Source organism: Sediminispirochaeta bajacaliforniensis DSM 16054, assembly GCF_000378205.1.
GTDB lineage: Bacteria > Spirochaetota > Spirochaetia > DSM-16054 > Sediminispirochaetaceae > Sediminispirochaeta > Sediminispirochaeta bajacaliforniensis.
This window is the reverse complement of sequence record NZ_KB899415.1, coordinates 126,325-141,990: the sequence shown is the minus strand read 5'-3', so window position 1 is coordinate 141,990 and position 15,666 is coordinate 126,325. Positions and strand designations below refer to the sequence as shown.

The window sequence follows — 15,666 nt, the reverse complement described above, 5'->3', positions numbered from 1 at the left end:
ATTGTTCGACCATAAAAATCAAGTAAGGGAAAAAGGAGCCTCTTTCGTGATCATAGAGCCAAGAGTTTTAAAAGGTTTCAGGGATTTTCTTCCCGATCAGGCATCCAGACGGATTGCCATCATGCATACACTTGAACAGGTTTTTCACGGCTATGGATTTGTTCCAATCGATACCCCGGTTCTCGAATACCGGGAAGTACTATTGGGTAAGGGAGGAGGAGAGACCGACAAGCAGGTCTATGCCTTTACCGATCAGGGGGGAAGAGAGGTCGCCATGCGATTCGACCTTACCGTTCCCTTTGCCCGCTTCATGGCAAGCCATATTAATGAGCTGTCTCTCCCCTTTAAACGCTATCATATCGACAAGGTCTGGCGGGGCGAAAATACACAAAAAGGGCGATACCGGGAGTTCGTACAGTGCGATTTCGATATCGTCGGAATCGATGCGCTCTCGGCCGATCTCGAAATTCTATTGATGATGCACAGTGCCTTCACTGCCCTCGGCATCGACAATGTGAGCTTCAGGATCAATCATCGGGGGCTTTTCAACCGCTTCCTTGATGCTATTGAGGTTGCCTCCCACTCTGTGGAAATACTGCGCATTGTCGACAAGCTGGCAAAAATCGGCGAAAAAGAGGTGCACGAGCAGCTGGCCTCAGAAATCGGCTCCCAGACAGCAGCGAAGGTGCTCGACTATATTCAGGCAAAAGGAAGCTTCCTCGAGACCGTGGAGAAGCTTGAAGAGCTCGCCAGGGGCAGTTGCGAGGAGAGTAGTCGACTGAGGGAGATTTACCAGGCACTCGAAGAGGCCTCGGTTGCCGATTCCTTTATCCTCGATCCTTCGATAACCCGGGGGCTGGACTACTACACCGGGATCGTCTACGAAACCTTCCTCAACGACTTGCCTCAAATAGGGTCGGTCTGTTCAGGGGGTCGGTACAACAACCTCGCCTCTCTCTACACCAAGCAGCAGTTGCCGGGGGTAGGCTCCTCCATCGGATTAGATCGTCTCGTCGCCGCGCTGGAAGAGCTGGGCAAGGCAGGCGATGCCACCGGCGCTCCCGCCGTTGCCATATTTAATATCGATGAATCACTGTCTGGATACTATCACATTCTCGCAAGAAAAGTGCGAAAGGCAGGCCTCTCCTGTGAGGTCCAACTCCAGAGCCAAAAACTTGGGAAGCAGTTTGCCTGGGCCGAAAAGCGCGGTATCCGAATGGCCCTTATCTGTGGAGGAGACGAGAAGAACGCAGGAAAAGTCTCGGTCAAGAATCTCGCAACACGGGAGTCTCGTAACATGATTGACATAACAGAGGCCATAGATTGGTGCCGGATGGTCGCCACAAAGGAATGAACCATCCAGAGCTGCCTATCTATCAACAGCGGGCAAAGATCCTCGACGAACTCGAGAAGAACCAGGTTATCGTCGTGGAAAGCCCGACAGGGTCGGGTAAGACTACTCAGTTACCCATGATTCTTCACGAGGCAGGATACGGTACACGGGGAATAATTGGCGTAACCCAGCCACGAAGGATAGCGGCTGTTTCCGTCTCCGATTATATCGCTTCCCAGCTGGGAACAAAGGTCCCCGGCATCGTGGGATATAAGATGCGTTTTGAGGACCAGACCGTCTCCGAAACCGCCATCAAGATCATGACCGACGGGATTTTACTCCAGGAACTGAAGGCGGACCGTTACCTGAGTCGCTATTCGGTCATCATGGTAGATGAGGCCCATGAGCGCAGCCTCAATATCGACTTTATCTTAGGATTGCTTAAGGAGATCATTCAGGAGCGAAAAGACCTGAAGGTTATCATCTCCTCCGCCACCATCAACCCAAAAATCTTTTCGGACTATTTTGGCAAAGCACCGATTCTTCATATTGATGCAATTATCCATCCCGTTGAAATCCGTTATGCGCCACTCGAACACCCCAGCGATCCCGATCTCCTAACGGAAAAGATCGTGTCCATCGTCGGCGATACGGTGAAGCACAAAATGCCGGGTGACATTCTCATATTTCTTTCCGGCGAAAAGGCGATCAAGGATGCCATGACGGCCCTTTCAATCTCCTCTTTTGCAAAAAAGCTCTACATTCTGCCGCTGTACGGAAGGCTGACAAAAGAAGAACAGGAACAGGTTTTTGTTTCCACGCCGAAGGGTAAGTCAAAGGTGGTTATTTCCACCAACATCGCTGAAACAAGTGTCACCATCGACGGTATCACCACGGTCATCGATTCGGGGCTGGCAAAGCTTAACTACTACAATCCGCGCACCTTTACCAGCAGTCTCATTGAAGGGCCCATCTCTCAGGCAAGCTGTGATCAGAGAAAGGGGCGTGCCGGACGAACACGGCCGGGAGTTTGTTATCGTCTTTACGATAAACGGGATTATCAGCATCGCGATCCCTTCACCCTTGAAGAAATCTATCGAACCGATCTTTCTGAAGTAGTTTTGCGCATGGCAGAGCTCGACATTCAGGAGTTTGAAGCCTTTGATTTTGTCAGTCCTCCGGGACGCCCCGGCATCATCGGAGCAATCGAAACCCTCAAGCTGTTGGATGCGCTCACCGAAGAACGACAGCTCACGAGAACAGGGCTCATGATGGTCGATTTTCCTCTGGGCCCCAGACACTCCAAAATCCTGGTAGAGGCCATCTTCCGCTACCCCTCGGTGATGGAAGAGGTACTTATTGCCACCGCTTTTCTTTCAACACATGCCCCCTTCGTGCTTCCCCCGGGAGAGGAGATGGAGGCAAGGAGGGCCCATCATCAGCTTTCCGACCCTGCAGGGGATTTCATCTCCTACATTTCCATCTTCCGGCAGTTTGTCAAACTGAAAGGGAAAAAACGGCGGGAACACTTTTGCGATACCTACTATCTCGACTACAGAACCATGGGAGAGATCGTAAACATTAAGCAACAGCTCGAGGAGATTGTCTCCGGTTTTGGGGTTCCCATCTCCTCCGGCGGAGCGACCAGGGATATTCTCTGTTCGATTGCCGCCGGACTTGTGCAATTCGTCTGTGTGCGTACGGGAAGAGGTATCTATCGCAGCCTCACCGCCGATAGAATACAAATTCATCCGGGAAGCTGTATGTTTCGGGAATCTCCAGGGTTCATTGTGGCAGGGGAGATTGTTCGCACCAGCAGAATGTTCGCACGATCCGTCAGCCCACTCCACCGCTCCTGGCTTGAAGAGATATCCCCCTCACTGAATCAGCTGATAACGACAAAAGCAGGAAGGCCAGGTTCAAGAAAACAAGAGAAAGAGGAGAAGCAGAAAGCAAAGCGGGACACGAGCTGGACAATCAAGGTCGGAGAAAAAAACTTTACGATGGAGCCCTATAAGGGGAAAAAGAAGATCGCCGTACTTCCCTGGGAAGAACTATCCCCGCTGGTCCAATCGGGAGAATCGTTGCCACAGGTACAGGAAAACGCCAGGGCAAAGATTACCTGGTCCGGGTATGAAATCCATACGGGAGACAGAATCGCCAGCATTATCAAGATTGTTCCCTTTATCGATCCGCCGAAGGACCTTTCGTATCCTGCCCCCGGGGGGAAAAACTATAATGCCGCAGAGGAACTCGAAGCGCTGTGTGACCACCTCGATGCCTTACTGCGGACTGCAAAGACGAAAAAATCGTCAAAACGACTTGGCTTCGTTACCCTGGAAACCGATGGAGTTGGTGTCTACTGGTTCAAGGTGATTAAAAGCTTTCATACCGCGGTGGATGTCTCGCTATCAAGCCTTGAAGCCCTTGCCGACGAACTGAATGAATCGACAAAGCATACGTTGGTGGAAAAGGTAAACGACGCGTATCGTCGCTTAAACACTATTTTTGAATCATATTAAAACATACTAAGCGTTCAGACAGCCGCCTGATATCGCTTCCTCGACAATTTCTCGGGGAAGCGCCCTTGTAAAGGTATCGCCCGCCTTTCTTTGCAAAACGAAACGAACCTCGCCTCCCCGCTTCTTTTTATCGCTTCCGACTGCCTCAAGGATTGCGGAGGTGTCGGCCTCGGCATACCTTCTATAACCGAAACGATCAAGAAGTTCATCGATAAAGCGCCGATAGCCAGAATCGGTTTCTCCTAAAAGTTCACCGGCGTGGAGGGCCCGGGAAAGCCCCCATGCCACCGCCTCACCGTGACTCCACCCGCTAAACCCGGTGGCACTTTCCAGTGCATGGGCAAAGGTGTGCCCGAGATTAAGGTGAGCCCGTATTCCCCTTTCCAGGGGATCTTGCTCGATAACCGCCCCTTTCACTGTCAGACTTTCGGCAATAATCGAAGAAAAGGCATCGCGATTACCCGCCTTTATATCAGGAAGAAGCCTTTCGATCCTTTCAAGGGCACCATCGCCGGAAAGCATGGCATGTTTGACCACCTCGGCGACTCCTCCCATGATTTCCCGCTGAGGGAGCGAAGCCAGATATGTCGGCTCAATAATGATCAGCGAAGCAGGATAAAAGGTTCCTATGATGTTCTTGTAGCCACGATAGTCCACACCGCTCTTGCCTCCGAGAGTGGCATCGACCATCGCCAGAAGCGTACTGGGTAAAAGAACGACTCCGGCTCCCCGCATGTATACCGAAGCCGCAAAGGCGGTCATGTCGCACACAACACCGCCGCCGAGGGCAACAAAAAGGCTATCGCGTCCGGCCCCGACCTGAAGCGCAAAATCTACAATACGAAGGATCGTTTCCATCGTCTTGAAGGCTTCGCCCGCAGGTAAAACCAAACAGTAAGGCTCCCCGGCCGGAAAATAACGGGAGGTATTCTCGTCGGCAACCCAGATGATAAGGGAATGAGGATATTCGCGCCTGATAGTCTCTTCCGGCCGCTCCCCCTGTTCAAGGAAACGGACAGTACTCACCCGCTCTCCAAGTCGAAATTCTTGCTTCATAACGTATCGTCCATGTGAAGAAATCAGACGGTACCCAACGATTGAACAATCGACTTAATAAAGGGGTCTACAATAGAATAAAAGCGCTTGTTTCCCTGAATCTCGGAATCGACTATTCCCTTTTCTTTCAGAACGGCGAGGTGTTGTGAGACCACAGGCTGCGACTGGTTTAAACACTTCCAGAGCTCCATAACACACGCCTCTTCCTTCTCAATAAGACAAAGGATTTTGAGGCGAACAGGGTGTCCACATACCTTGAGCTTCTCAGCGTAGGTCTCAATAATAATATCTGCACAACAAGTTTGATCGTCCATACGAATACATAGGATACACGTGATAAGTACTTTTTTCAAGGCTATTGTCTTGAAAGAGCGTATCATTAACGCTATCATCGCCCCATGATGGGAAGAATCTACCTCGATTGGGCGGCAACAGCACCTTTAAGCGTTCGCGCCCGAGAGGCTTATGATAAAACTGCCGAACGTTTTCCCGGAAATCCTTCGGCGGTACACAAAGAGGGGAAAGAGGCATCGGCTCTTCTCGAAACGTGCAGGAAGCGTATTGCCCATATGCTGGGAACCGGGCCGGATCACATCATTTTCACCTCCGGAGGAACAGAGAGTAATGCTATTGTTCTCCACTCTTTTCTCAGGAGTAAGGGAGGCGGGAAGATTATCATCCCAGGCTTCGAACATCCTGCCATATGGGAGTATCGCCCGATTTTCAGCGAATTCGGTTTTTCCCTGGCAGAGCCTTCGATCCGGGAGGAGAGCCTTTTTTCCGTGGAGGAGTATGCCAGGCTTATCACCGGGAATACAAAGCTTGCCTGCTGTATGGCAGTCCACAACGAAACTGGAGAGATCTTTCCCATACAAAAGCTTGTTGAAGCGATACGAAGTAAAGAGGAAGGTCATCCCGTTCATATTCATACCGATGCGGTTCAGGCAGGCGGTAAACGAGAGATTAGTATTGCCGAAGATATCATCGCTTCGGGAATCGATTCCGCCAGCTTCAGCGGCCACAAAATAGGAGCCCCCAGGGGAATAGGAATCCTTTACCTCAAGAAACCTCTTACCCATCCTTTTCCAGGCGGGGGTCAGGAGATGGGGATGAGGCCGGGAACGGAAAACCTGCCGGCCATTGCGGCTTTGACCGAAAGCCTTACCATGACTGCGGAGGGACGGCTGCCGAGTAAAGAGGCACAAATGCTGTTGTTTGAAGGGCTTTCCTCGCTGAAAGGGCTAAGCGTTATTCCCCGTTCGCGAAAGGCAGCACCCCGGAATTTTGTAGGATCGACCATCAGCGCCACCGCATCACCCATTCCCTCCGAAACATTGGTACGCGTCATGAACGATAAGGGATATGCCATATCCGCGGGATCTGCCTGTTCAAATCGTGGTAGTCATGGCGGGAAAAAGATCAGACGTGCCCTTATGAGGGCCGGAGTCGGAGAAGCGGATGCCCTGGGGGCTTTTCGTATTTCCATAGGTGCCGATACCACATGTGCCCAGATAGAACAATTTCTACAAGCCCTTGATCAGACAATACAATTTCTCGGAAGGGCATTTTAAGGAAAGAAGATGAAAGAATCACTGTATCTTATACGTTTCGGGGAAATAGCCCTAAAGGGAGATAACCGAATCTTTTTCGAAAGGCTTTTACGAAAGAATATCAAAAAAAAGCTGCTGCCCTACCGATCAGAGCTGCGAATGCATAGTGGAAGGGTTTATCTTCGATGTCCGAAGGCTCCGGAAGAGGCGGTACGCTCCGTACTCTCAACCACCTTCGGCATAGTGGGATTCACCAAGGCCCTTCGCTGTGACAAGCGAGTAGAAGAGATCAGGGAGGCAGCATCGCTGATTGCCGATGAGATAGCGTCGGACGGAAAGCTGCAGAGCTTCAAGGTTTCCGCACGAAGGGCCGATAAGAGTTTTCCAATGACCTCGTACGAAATAGCCTGCGATATCGGTGCCCGTATCGCTGATGCCCATCAGGAGTTCCATGTCGACGTCAAAACCCCGGACTGGGTTTTGGGAGTGGAGATACGCGAAGCAGCATATATCTATGGTCGGATGGAAAAGGGGCCGGGAGGGCTTCCGGTCGGCTGTGCAGGCAAGGGGGTCGTTTTGCTGTCCGGAGGCATCGATTCTCCGGTCGCAGCTTTCCTCATGGCGAAACGCGGTTTGAAACTGGACGCCGTCTATTTTCATGCGTATCCCTATACATCGAATGAGGCCCTCGATAAGGTGAAGAAACTTGCAGAGATTTTGGCGCCCTACACCGGAGGCATACGGCTTCATGTCATTCCCTTTACCGAAGCACAAATCTTAATGAAGCAGCGGGGAAGAAGCGAAGAACTGACCCTTCATATGAGGGCTGCCATGGTGGAGATTGCCGATATGGTTGCCGCCAATACGGGGGCCAAGGCGCTGGTTACGGGCGAGGCCCTTAGCCAGGTAGCAAGCCAAACCATAGAAAGCATTACCCTTACCGGTTCCTTTGCCCAGCGCCCCATTTTTCGTCCGGTCATCGGTCTGGACAAGGAAGAGATCATCATGATTGCCAGGAGAATAGGTACCTTCGAAACCAGTATCCTTCCCTATGAAGACTGCTGTACCATTTTTAGCCCCAAACACCCTTTGGTACACCCCAATAAGGAACTCCTTACCACGGCATACCGGAGCCTGAGCCTCGACGAAGAGCTTAAAAGGTCATATGAGAACAGGGAGGTATACGCATTTCCTCCCCATTCGTTTCAGAAAGAAGACCAAGTGGCGGCCTCAACCCTTGGTTGAAGCCGGTTCTTTTTTACTATCCGCCTTTTCAACATGAGATTCGCTTGATTTCTGGGGTTTCGTTTTTTCGTCTCCATTAATAGGAGAAGAGGTGGAAGAAGCACCCGTTCGCTTATTATCGGTGACATAGAAACCGCTTCCCTTAAAAATAATACCGGTTCCTCCTCCGATAAGTCTCCTCACATGTCCCCCACATTTGGGGCACACTGAAATAGGATCATCAGACATTGCTTGAAAAAACTCAAAGGTGTGACCGCATTCGTCGCACTCGTAATCATAAGTAGGCATGTAGTTGCGCCTCCGCCGTCAATATAAATTTTTATGCTGTTACCGTTAATATACTCATTGCAGGGCAATTCGGGCAACATATTTCGCTCATCGAGTCTCACGGCTCGACAAAAGAATCTGTTCTAACTTCGACATTGTTTTTTCGAAGCGTCTCTTTAATCTCGCCGATGGTATAGCCCTGGATATGGACCATGGAAGCTATCAAGGCCGCATCTGCAGAGCCCTTGGAAAAGACATCCACAAGATCTTCAGGTTTGCCCGCACCCCCGGATGCAACCACGGGGATGGAGACGGCGTTGCTAATCATCGAGGTCAAATTCAACTCGTAGCCGTCTTTTGTTCCGTCGGCGTCGATGGAATTAAGCACGATCTCGCCCGCGCCAAGGGACTCTGCACGAAGAGCCCATTCAAGGGCGTCCAATTCCGTCTTCACCCTCCCCCCATGTATCACAACACGGTATCCGGACGGCATGGATGAATCAGAGAGGGCATCCATACCAAGAACTATACATTGACGTCCGAAACGTGAAGCCCCCTCTTCTATGATGGAAGGATTTTTCACCGCCTGACTGTTTACGCTGATCTTCTCAGCCCCGGCCAGGATCACATCCCACATATCGTCGACGGAAGAAATACCGCCTCCCACCGAAAACGGAATGAAAATTTCTTCAGCGACCTTGCGGACAACATCGATCATGATGGAACGCTTTTCATTTGAAGCAGTGATGTCGTAAAAGACGAGTTCGTCGGCCCCCTGACGGTAATACTCTCGGGCCATCTCCACTGGATCTCCGATATCGACATTACCTTTAAACTTCACGCCCTTTGTGGTTTTTCCATCTCTAACATCGAGACAGACAATGATTCGTCGCTTAAACATGCTCAGCGCCTCCCGGATTCCAAGAAAGAAAGTTTTTCAAAAGCCGCAAGCCAAAGGGGCCGGACTTTTCGGGATGAAACTGCATTGCCGCAATGTTATCCCGGGCAAAAGCAGCCGAAAAGGTTTCACCATAATCACACTCTGCGATGGTCAGAGATCGATCTACCTGCGGATAATAGGAGTGAACAAAATAGAATGACGTACCATCCGGAATTCCGGAGAAAAGAGGATGAATATCGCCGCAAAAGCGTACCGAGTTCCATCCCATGTGAGGAACCTTCAGGCCCTTGCGTTCAGGGAAAAGCAAGACCTTCCCCGGTATGATTCCCAGGCAATCGGTATCCCGCTCCTCGGAATGGTCAAGCACCAGCTGGCATCCGATACAAATTCCCAAAAGAGGACGACCGGAAGCGGCATAGCGTTGAAGCAATGTGTCCAGTGAACGTTCCCGCAATACATGCATAGCATGAAAGGCCTCACCAACGCCGGGGAAAATCAGCCTGTCACATCGATCAAGTTCCCTATGATCCGGTGAAACGATAAAATCGGCACCAAGAAATCGAAGGGCCGTACTGACACTTGCAAGATTGCCCGCATCGTAGTCGATAACTCCTACCTTCATTTCTTCTCCTTCATCCCAGTATATTCCTCATCTTTGCGATGACGGCAAAGTCATATTCCCGCAGGAAGACCGGGCCGATCACAATACCCGTTCCTTCCCGGCCGACGGCCCGAAGACGCAAAACGTCCTTTGCAAATCGCTGTCTGGAGGCCGTAGCTGCATCGTCTGTGTTCTTCTGCCGACTGGCGACAAATAAGGCCGTCTTCAACGAGGTTGCCACCTGCTTCGCACGTTCGGCATCGGAACAGGTAATATCTATACTCGTCTCAAAACCATTCATTTCATCCATGCTTTTGGGAACAAGCCGGACGCGAAGGTGATCGACGCCGGTAAGGTCCGCTTCATCAACGAAAGAAGCGGGCTCTTCCAGAAAGAAGGCGATCTCTCCAGGGATCAATGCTCCCGCAAAAAAACCGTCTTCACCGGAGGCTGTTCTTTTCAGCCAGGAATGATCGCCCTGTGAGACCAGCACAACCCCGCTCCACGGCATGGCCATTTGAAGTCCCGGTTCACTGTTTACCTCGCGAATCGTCTTGCGTAAGGCAAAACGGGGGAAATTGCCGGCAAGAGCAAGACGCAAGCCCCTCGAATCAAGGGCGACAGACATACGCTCGGTCCGGTTTAAAAGCATAGCGGCGTGCTTCTCTTCCATTCCTGCTCCCAGGAGAAGATCCATGAGCCATCGGTACGTCGGTTCCCACGCCGAAGGTTCCCGCACCACAAGGGTAAGGTCCCCCTTCCCTGTCAAAACTTCTACCCCTGTTTCATATATTTTAGGGGTTCCGGCACACCCGATGAGAAAAGCAGAGAGGAGAAGCAAAAAAAGAAAAAAGGGGCGGCGAAAGATTCGCCGTCCCCTCCTATCAGTCGCTTCCGATGGCATCATCAGGGGACTTAAACCTTTACCAGATCGATCCAGCAATGTTCCTCTCCGCATTCGCGCTCCTCGGAGCCGGCCTCTTTTCTAAAGTCGACAGACTCGGCAAGGGTTTCTTCAAGGATATGATCGGTAAACAGGTCGACGGCTTCCCGAAGGGCCGGCGTACCGTCGATGAAAAGCCTTATTCGATCGGTAACCTCAAGACCTCGATCCTTACGCATATTCTGGACACTTCGAACCACATCACGAACCGTTCCCTCTTGCTTCAGCTCCTCGGTAACCTCGGAATCGAGCCCCACGGTCAGGCTTCCATCGTTCAGAACCTTCAGATGCTCCTTTTCAAAACGCTGCACGATGATTCCTTCCTCAGTCAGCTCAAGGGAACCTCCCTCATAGTCGAGGGAAAGGGTCGCCCCTTCGAGGAGGGACTGAACCTCGCGCATGGTCAAAGATTCGATCTTTCCTGCCACAGCCTTCATGTACTTCCCAAGCTTGCTTCCCAGCACCTTGTAGTTCGGCTTTGCCTGATAGACGACAAGATCCTCTTCGTTCTCTTTGAGCAGGACCTCTTTGACGTTCAACTCTTCCCGGATGATATCCTCCATCTCCCGAAGGATCTTCTTTTCCTGAAAATCCCTGGTAACCAGATAGAGGGCCTTGAGGGGCTGACGTGTCTTGAGACTGTGCATGCTCCGGAGGGCCCGGCCCATGGAGACAGCTTTTCTGGTGATCTCCATTTTTTTCTCAAGCTCCAGATCACGGACCGATTCATCGGCAACGGGATAGTCGCAGAGATGCACGGACTCTGCTGTTTCCTTACATTTCAGATTCTGGTAAATCGCTTCGGTCATAAAGGGAATGATCGGAGCAGCGACACGGACAACCTTCATAAGGACCGCATAGAGGGTCTCATATGCCTGGAGCTTATCGCTATCGTTCTCACTCTTCCAAAATCTCCTTCTACTCCTTCTGATGTACCAGTTGTTCAGGGAATCGACGAAACGAACAATCGGTTCAATCGCCTTCTGAAGATCATAGGCATCAAGCTGTGCGGTAACGTCGGAAACAAGATGCTCGGCCTCGGAGAGGATCCATCGATCCAGGGGATTATCGGGAGCATCCTTCAGCCCTTTCGGTTCAAAGGAATCAATATTTGCATAGGTAACAAAAAAGCTATAGGCATTCCAGAACGGAATGATGAAGGTCTTCAGAACCTCTTTGACGCCATCGTCCGAATAGCGAAGATCCTCGGCTTTCACTACCGCGGAGTTCATAAGGAACATACGAAGGGCATCGGCCCCGAACTTATCGATAACCTCCACGGGATCGGAGTAGTTCCTCTCCGATTTACTCATCTTCTTTCCGTCTTCGGCAAGGACAAGGCCGTTGGTAACCACATTCATAAAGGCGGGAGAATCAAAGAGTGCAGCGGCGAGGATTGTAAGGGTATAGAACCATCCGCGGGTCTGATCGAGACCTTCACAGATAAAATCGGCAGGAAAGTTCTTTTCAAACCACTCTTTATTCTCAAAGGGATAGTGGATCTGGGCATAGGGCATCGATCCCGACTCGAACCAACAGTCAAGCACATCGGGAATTCGCCGCATGGTCCCCTTTCCGTCGGGGCTTGGCCAAGTAAATTCATCAACAAAGTGTTTATGGAGGTCATCGACCTTTTTACCGCACTTTTTCTCAAGCTCTTCTCTGCTGGAGATCACCTCAATGTAATCAGAACCGTCGCATTTCCAGATGGGAATAGGATTTCCCCAATAGCGGTTTCTGCTGATGGCCCAGTCACGCGCTCCTTCAAGCCATTTTCCAAAGCGGCCGTTCTTTAAGTGCGCAGGGATCCAGTTGACCTTGCTGTTGGCTGCAAGCATCTTCTCTTTGATCTTTCCGATATCGACAAACCAACAGCTTACTGCACGGTAGATAAGGGGCTTTTTGGTCCGATAACAGAAGGGATACTGGTGTTTGTAGTTTTCACGCCGAATAAGCTTGCCCTCATCTTTCAGGCGCTTAATGATCGGTTTATCGGCATCCTTCACGAAAATTCCCTTGTAGTCGGGAACCTCGTCGGTAAAGCGGCATTCCGCATCAATAGGGCAGACAACCGGGACACCCGTCCCTTTCATGGCCTCATAATCTTCCTCACCAAAGCCGGGAGCCGTATGTACGATACCCGTTCCATCTTCGGTGGTTACATAGTCTGCAGTAAAGGCCCTGAATGCATTCTGCTCCCGCAAAGAGGCGAAATAGGGAAACAGAGGTTCATATTCGACTCCGGCATAAGCCGTACCCTTTTTTTCTTCCACAATCTCATATTCAGACGGATCTTTGTAATACGCGGAAAGGCGTTCCTTTGCCATGATGTAATACTCGTCGCCGTCTTTCACCTTGACATAATCGATGTCGGGACCGAAGGCAAGGCCGAGGTTACTGGGCAGGGTCCAAGGCGTGGTGGTCCATGCCAGAATATAGGTCGAGTCGGTTCCCCGTACCTTGAAGCGGATGGTGACCGCAGGATCAACAACCTCCTGGTAGCCACCGAGATTCACCTCAAAGTTTGAAAGAGGGGTGGAAAGTGCGGGGCTGTAGGGAAGAATATTGTGCCCCTCGTAGAGGTACCCCTTCTTCCAAAGTTGGCTTAAGACCCACCAGATCGATTCCATATAATCGGGATCCATGGTTTTGTAATCGTGGTCAAAATCGACCCACCGTCCCATTCTCGTCACAATCTGACGCCATTCGGAGGTATATCTCAACACAATGGAACGGCAGGATTCATTGAATTTTGCCACCCCAAAGGCTTCAATCTCACTTTTGCCTGAAATTCCAAGCTCTTTTTCCATCTCGTACTCGACGGGAAGACCATGGCAGTCCCAACCGAAACGCCGGAGAACCTTTTTCCCCTTCATAGTCTGATAACGGGGAATAATATCCTTTATGGTCCCTGGTACGAAGTGGCCGAAATGAGGAAGTCCGGTAGCAAAGGGAGGACCATCATAAAAGACAAACTCATCCTTACCCTCACGCTGATCAATGGATTTTTGGAAAATATCGTTATTCTCCCAAAACTTAAGGATATCTTCTTCCATCTTGGGAAAATTCACTTTTGGGTCGACCGGGTTGAACAAAGTTTCCTCCTCGCGGATTCAAAACAAGAGTATAGAAAACACGGAAAGTATTCTAGGGAAAAGGGAACAGTGATGTCAAGAGCGGTCGGCTTCCCTTTCTTCATGAAGCCGCCTCAGGTAGAGGCCCTTCTCTAACTGGGAACGCCATGGAGGCAGACCGTTCTGATTGCGGAACTCTTTGCCGTCGACAATTCTCCTTGCCTTCACGTTATCTTTCCACTCAATGGAAAAAAGATCAATGAGCTCCTGCTTCAAATTGACATCGTAGATGGGGCAAGTAACCTCTACCCGACGATCAATATTGCGGGGAAGCCAATCGGCGGAAGAGATCCACACTTTGACCTTCTCATCGGGACCGAAGATGAAAAAACGGGCATGCTCGAGATAAGAATCCACGATACTGATCACCTCAATATTCTCGCTCATTTTTTTCCGACCGGGTATAAGGCTAAGCATCCCCCGAACAATTAATTGGATCGAGACACCCTTCTCACTTGCCCGGTAGAGGCTCTGAATCAGGTCCCTATCCGCCAGATTATTGAGCTTCAGGCGAATGAGTCCCTGCTTTCCCTTCTTGACCCGTCCTATTTGTTCCTCGATGAGAGCGGCAAATGCCTGACGGCTCTGAAAGGGGCTTACGATAAGGTGGTTAAAACGGCTAACTCGATAGTTCCGCTCAAAAAAACCAAAAAGTTGATCGACCTCACTGCAAATCTCAGGATGAGAGGTAAGAAGATAGGTATCGGTATAGAGCCTGGCGGTATCCTCGTTGAGGTTTCCGGTACCGATGGCACAAATATGTTCCTCGCTTCCCTTGTGTCCCTTCCTGGTAATAATGCAAAGTTTCGAATGGACCTTCAGGCCGGGAACCCCAAAAAGTACCTTTACGCCCTCGGATTTCAGCTTATTGGCCCACCGTATATTCGCCTTTTCATCGAAGCGGGCCTGCAATTCAAGAAGAACGACTACTTCCTTCCTGTTCTTCTTAGCATTGATGAGAGCATTAATGACCGAAGAGTAACGAGCCAGCCTGTAAAGAGTGACCCTGATACTGGTGACCTTTGGGTCGAGGGAGGCCTCACGAAGGAGGTCGATGATGGTCTCAAAACCAAGATAGGGAAAATGAAGAAGGAGCTCCTTCTTCCTGACCACCTCGATGATTCCAGATGTGCGACGAAGCTCACGGTGAATGATACCGGTAGGGACATGACACTGTTCGTCCGGAAGGATATTCGGAAAGTCCATATAATCTTTTGAATTGTGATACCGCCTTCCCGGCAGGATGGTATCAAGAGCGTTGAGTTTCAGTTTCCGTTCGATAAACCGTACCATCTCCGCCGGCATGGCCGTATCATAGGTAAGCCGTACGGGATTTGCGTTTTTACGCTGCTCAAGACTCTTATGGATTTTATTGAGGTAGCTCACCTCAAAATCATCATCGATATCCAGTTCGGCATCACGGGTGATCTTTATATCGTAGGCTTGGAAGGTATCGAAGTTAAGAGAATGGAAGATATAGTCAAGCCCGGATCTAACAATATCCTCCAAGAGAATGACATACTGCTTCTCCCCCTCCTTGGGGAGAAGCAAAAAGCGGGGACAACTTTTTGACGGAATCTCGATGATGCTGTAGTTTTCCCGGGAAGAACCCTGTTTACTTAGCTTAACCAGCAGATAAAGATCGGTATCGCTTAGTTCCGGAAAACGGTAACGGCTATTGACCATGACCGGAAAAATCTGAGGCCGAACCTCTCGTATAAAATACTCCTTCACGATGGCTTTATGGTCCTCACGTACAAGGTCCGTTTCTCTTAAAAAAAAGATATTCGCCTCTTCCATTTTCTTGCGAAGCTCATCGAAAATAAAATCAAATTTGGCATGCTGCCGGATAACGATATCCTGGATCTGGTCGAGAATCATTTTGGGATCGTCACCGATCGATTCAATGCTCTTTTTTCCCAGCTTCGCAAGCCGTTTCAGGGTCGCGACCCGCACCCGAAAGAATTCATCGAGATTATTAGAGTAGATTCCAAGAAATTTGAGACGCAGGGCAAGGGGAACGGACGGGTCCTGAGCTTCTTCCAAGACCCGATCATTAAACGAGAGCCAACTTATCTCTTTATTGAGAAACTCAACATTCATGGTACCGCTCC

The 15,666-nt window shown here is 50.3% G+C and carries 12 protein-coding genes; 4 read left to right on the top strand and 8 right to left on the bottom strand.

The window, feature by feature from the left end; translation table 11 throughout:
- The first annotated feature begins 46 nt into the window (after positions 1 to 46).
- Both hisS and F459_RS0111125 read left to right on the top strand, forming a co-directional pair.
- A complete protein-coding gene (hisS, locus tag F459_RS0111130) occupies positions 47 to 1,354 on the top strand; it encodes a histidine--tRNA ligase (RefSeq protein WP_020612797.1) in 1,308 nt (435 codons plus the stop codon).
- Positions 1,351 to 3,855 carry a helicase-related protein gene (locus tag F459_RS0111125; protein ID WP_020612796.1) on the top strand — a complete coding sequence of 835 codons (2,505 nt, stop codon included), beginning with the start codon at positions 1,351 to 1,353 and terminating at the stop codon, positions 3,853 to 3,855. The genes hisS and F459_RS0111125 overlap by 4 nt, the downstream gene beginning before the upstream one ends.
- 6 nt (positions 3,856 to 3,861) lie before the next feature.
- On the opposite strand, the gene F459_RS22220 is transcribed toward F459_RS0111125, so the two are convergent.
- Complete coding sequence (locus F459_RS22220) at positions 3,862 to 4,911, bottom strand: 3-dehydroquinate synthase (RefSeq protein ID WP_020612795.1); 1,050 nt, start codon at positions 4,909 to 4,911, stop codon at positions 3,862 to 3,864.
- A 23-nt stretch (positions 4,912 to 4,934) separates the two neighbouring features.
- A complete protein-coding gene (locus tag F459_RS22215) occupies positions 4,935 to 5,225 on the bottom strand; it encodes an ArsR/SmtB family transcription factor (RefSeq protein WP_033301609.1) in 291 nt (96 codons plus the stop codon).
- 84 nt (positions 5,226 to 5,309) lie between these two features.
- Here F459_RS22215 and F459_RS0111110 point away from each other — a divergent pair, with 84 nt between their 5' ends.
- Entirely contained in the window at positions 5,310 to 6,482 is a 1,173-nt protein-coding gene (locus tag F459_RS0111110; RefSeq protein WP_020612793.1) for a cysteine desulfurase family protein, read from the top strand.
- Positions 6,483 to 6,491: 9 nt separating this feature from the next.
- Positions 6,492 to 7,706: a tRNA uracil 4-sulfurtransferase ThiI gene (gene thiI / locus F459_RS0111105; protein WP_020612792.1), complete on the top strand. Its 1,215-nt coding sequence runs from the start codon at positions 6,492 to 6,494 to the stop codon at positions 7,704 to 7,706.
- Here thiI and F459_RS0111100 read toward each other — a convergent pair.
- The 6 genes from F459_RS0111100 to ppk1 form a co-directional block, all read right to left on the bottom strand.
- The gene (locus tag F459_RS0111100; RefSeq protein WP_020612791.1) at positions 7,692 to 7,994 is read right to left on the bottom strand and encodes an FmdB family zinc ribbon protein; all 303 of its coding nucleotides are present in this window, start codon (positions 7,992 to 7,994) and stop codon (positions 7,692 to 7,694) included. The two genes, thiI and F459_RS0111100, sit on opposite strands and share 15 nt — an antisense overlap.
- Positions 7,995 to 8,091: 97 nt before the next feature.
- Positions 8,092 to 8,874, bottom strand: coding sequence for an imidazole glycerol phosphate synthase subunit HisF (hisF, locus tag F459_RS0111095; protein WP_020612790.1), 783 nt, complete (start codon positions 8,872 to 8,874; stop codon positions 8,092 to 8,094).
- Positions 8,867 to 9,496 carry an imidazole glycerol phosphate synthase subunit HisH gene (gene hisH, locus F459_RS0111090; protein WP_020612789.1) on the bottom strand — a complete coding sequence of 210 codons (630 nt, stop codon included), beginning with the start codon at positions 9,494 to 9,496 and terminating at the stop codon, positions 8,867 to 8,869. The genes hisF and hisH overlap by 8 nt, the downstream gene beginning before the upstream one ends.
- Before the next feature lie 10 nt (positions 9,497 to 9,506).
- Positions 9,507 to 10,433 carry a hypothetical protein gene (locus tag F459_RS0111085; protein ID WP_033301607.1) on the bottom strand — a complete coding sequence of 309 codons (927 nt, stop codon included), beginning with the start codon at positions 10,431 to 10,433 and terminating at the stop codon, positions 9,507 to 9,509.
- Complete coding sequence (ileS, locus tag F459_RS0111080) at positions 10,391 to 13,513, bottom strand: isoleucine--tRNA ligase (RefSeq protein ID WP_020612787.1); 3,123 nt, start codon at positions 13,511 to 13,513, stop codon at positions 10,391 to 10,393. The genes F459_RS0111085 and ileS overlap by 43 nt, the downstream gene beginning before the upstream one ends.
- Positions 13,514 to 13,588: 75 nt before the next feature.
- On the bottom strand, positions 13,589 to 15,655 hold the full coding sequence (ppk1, locus tag F459_RS0111075) for a polyphosphate kinase 1 (RefSeq protein ID WP_020612786.1): 2,067 nt from the start codon (positions 15,653 to 15,655) through the stop codon (positions 13,589 to 13,591).
- Between the last annotated feature and the right edge of the window lie 11 nt (positions 15,656 to 15,666).

Coding starts and splice junctions, on each gene's coding strand:
- F459_RS0111085 (WP_033301607.1), bottom strand. CDS start 10,433: ATGCGGAGAGGAACATTGCTGGATCGATCTGGTAAAGGTTTAAGTCCC.
- F459_RS0111100 (WP_020612791.1), bottom strand. CDS start 7,994: ATGCCTACTTATGATTACGAGTGCGACGAATGCGGTCACACCTTTGAG.
- F459_RS22215 (WP_033301609.1), bottom strand. CDS start 5,225: ATGGACGATCAAACTTGTTGTGCAGATATTATTATTGAGACCTACGCT.
- F459_RS0111110 (WP_020612793.1), top strand. CDS start 5,310: ATGATGGGAAGAATCTACCTCGATTGGGCGGCAACAGCACCTTTAAGC.
- F459_RS0111125 (WP_020612796.1), top strand. CDS start 1,351: ATGAACCATCCAGAGCTGCCTATCTATCAACAGCGGGCAAAGATCCTC.
- hisF (WP_020612790.1), bottom strand. CDS start 8,874: ATGTTTAAGCGACGAATCATTGTCTGTCTCGATGTTAGAGATGGAAAA.
- ppk1 (WP_020612786.1), bottom strand. CDS start 15,655: ATGAATGTTGAGTTTCTCAATAAAGAGATAAGTTGGCTCTCGTTTAAT.
- F459_RS22220 (WP_020612795.1), bottom strand. CDS start 4,911: ATGAAGCAAGAATTTCGACTTGGAGAGCGGGTGAGTACTGTCCGTTTC.
- thiI (WP_020612792.1), top strand. CDS start 6,492: ATGAAAGAATCACTGTATCTTATACGTTTCGGGGAAATAGCCCTAAAG.
- hisH (WP_020612789.1), bottom strand. CDS start 9,496: ATGAAGGTAGGAGTTATCGACTACGATGCGGGCAATCTTGCAAGTGTC.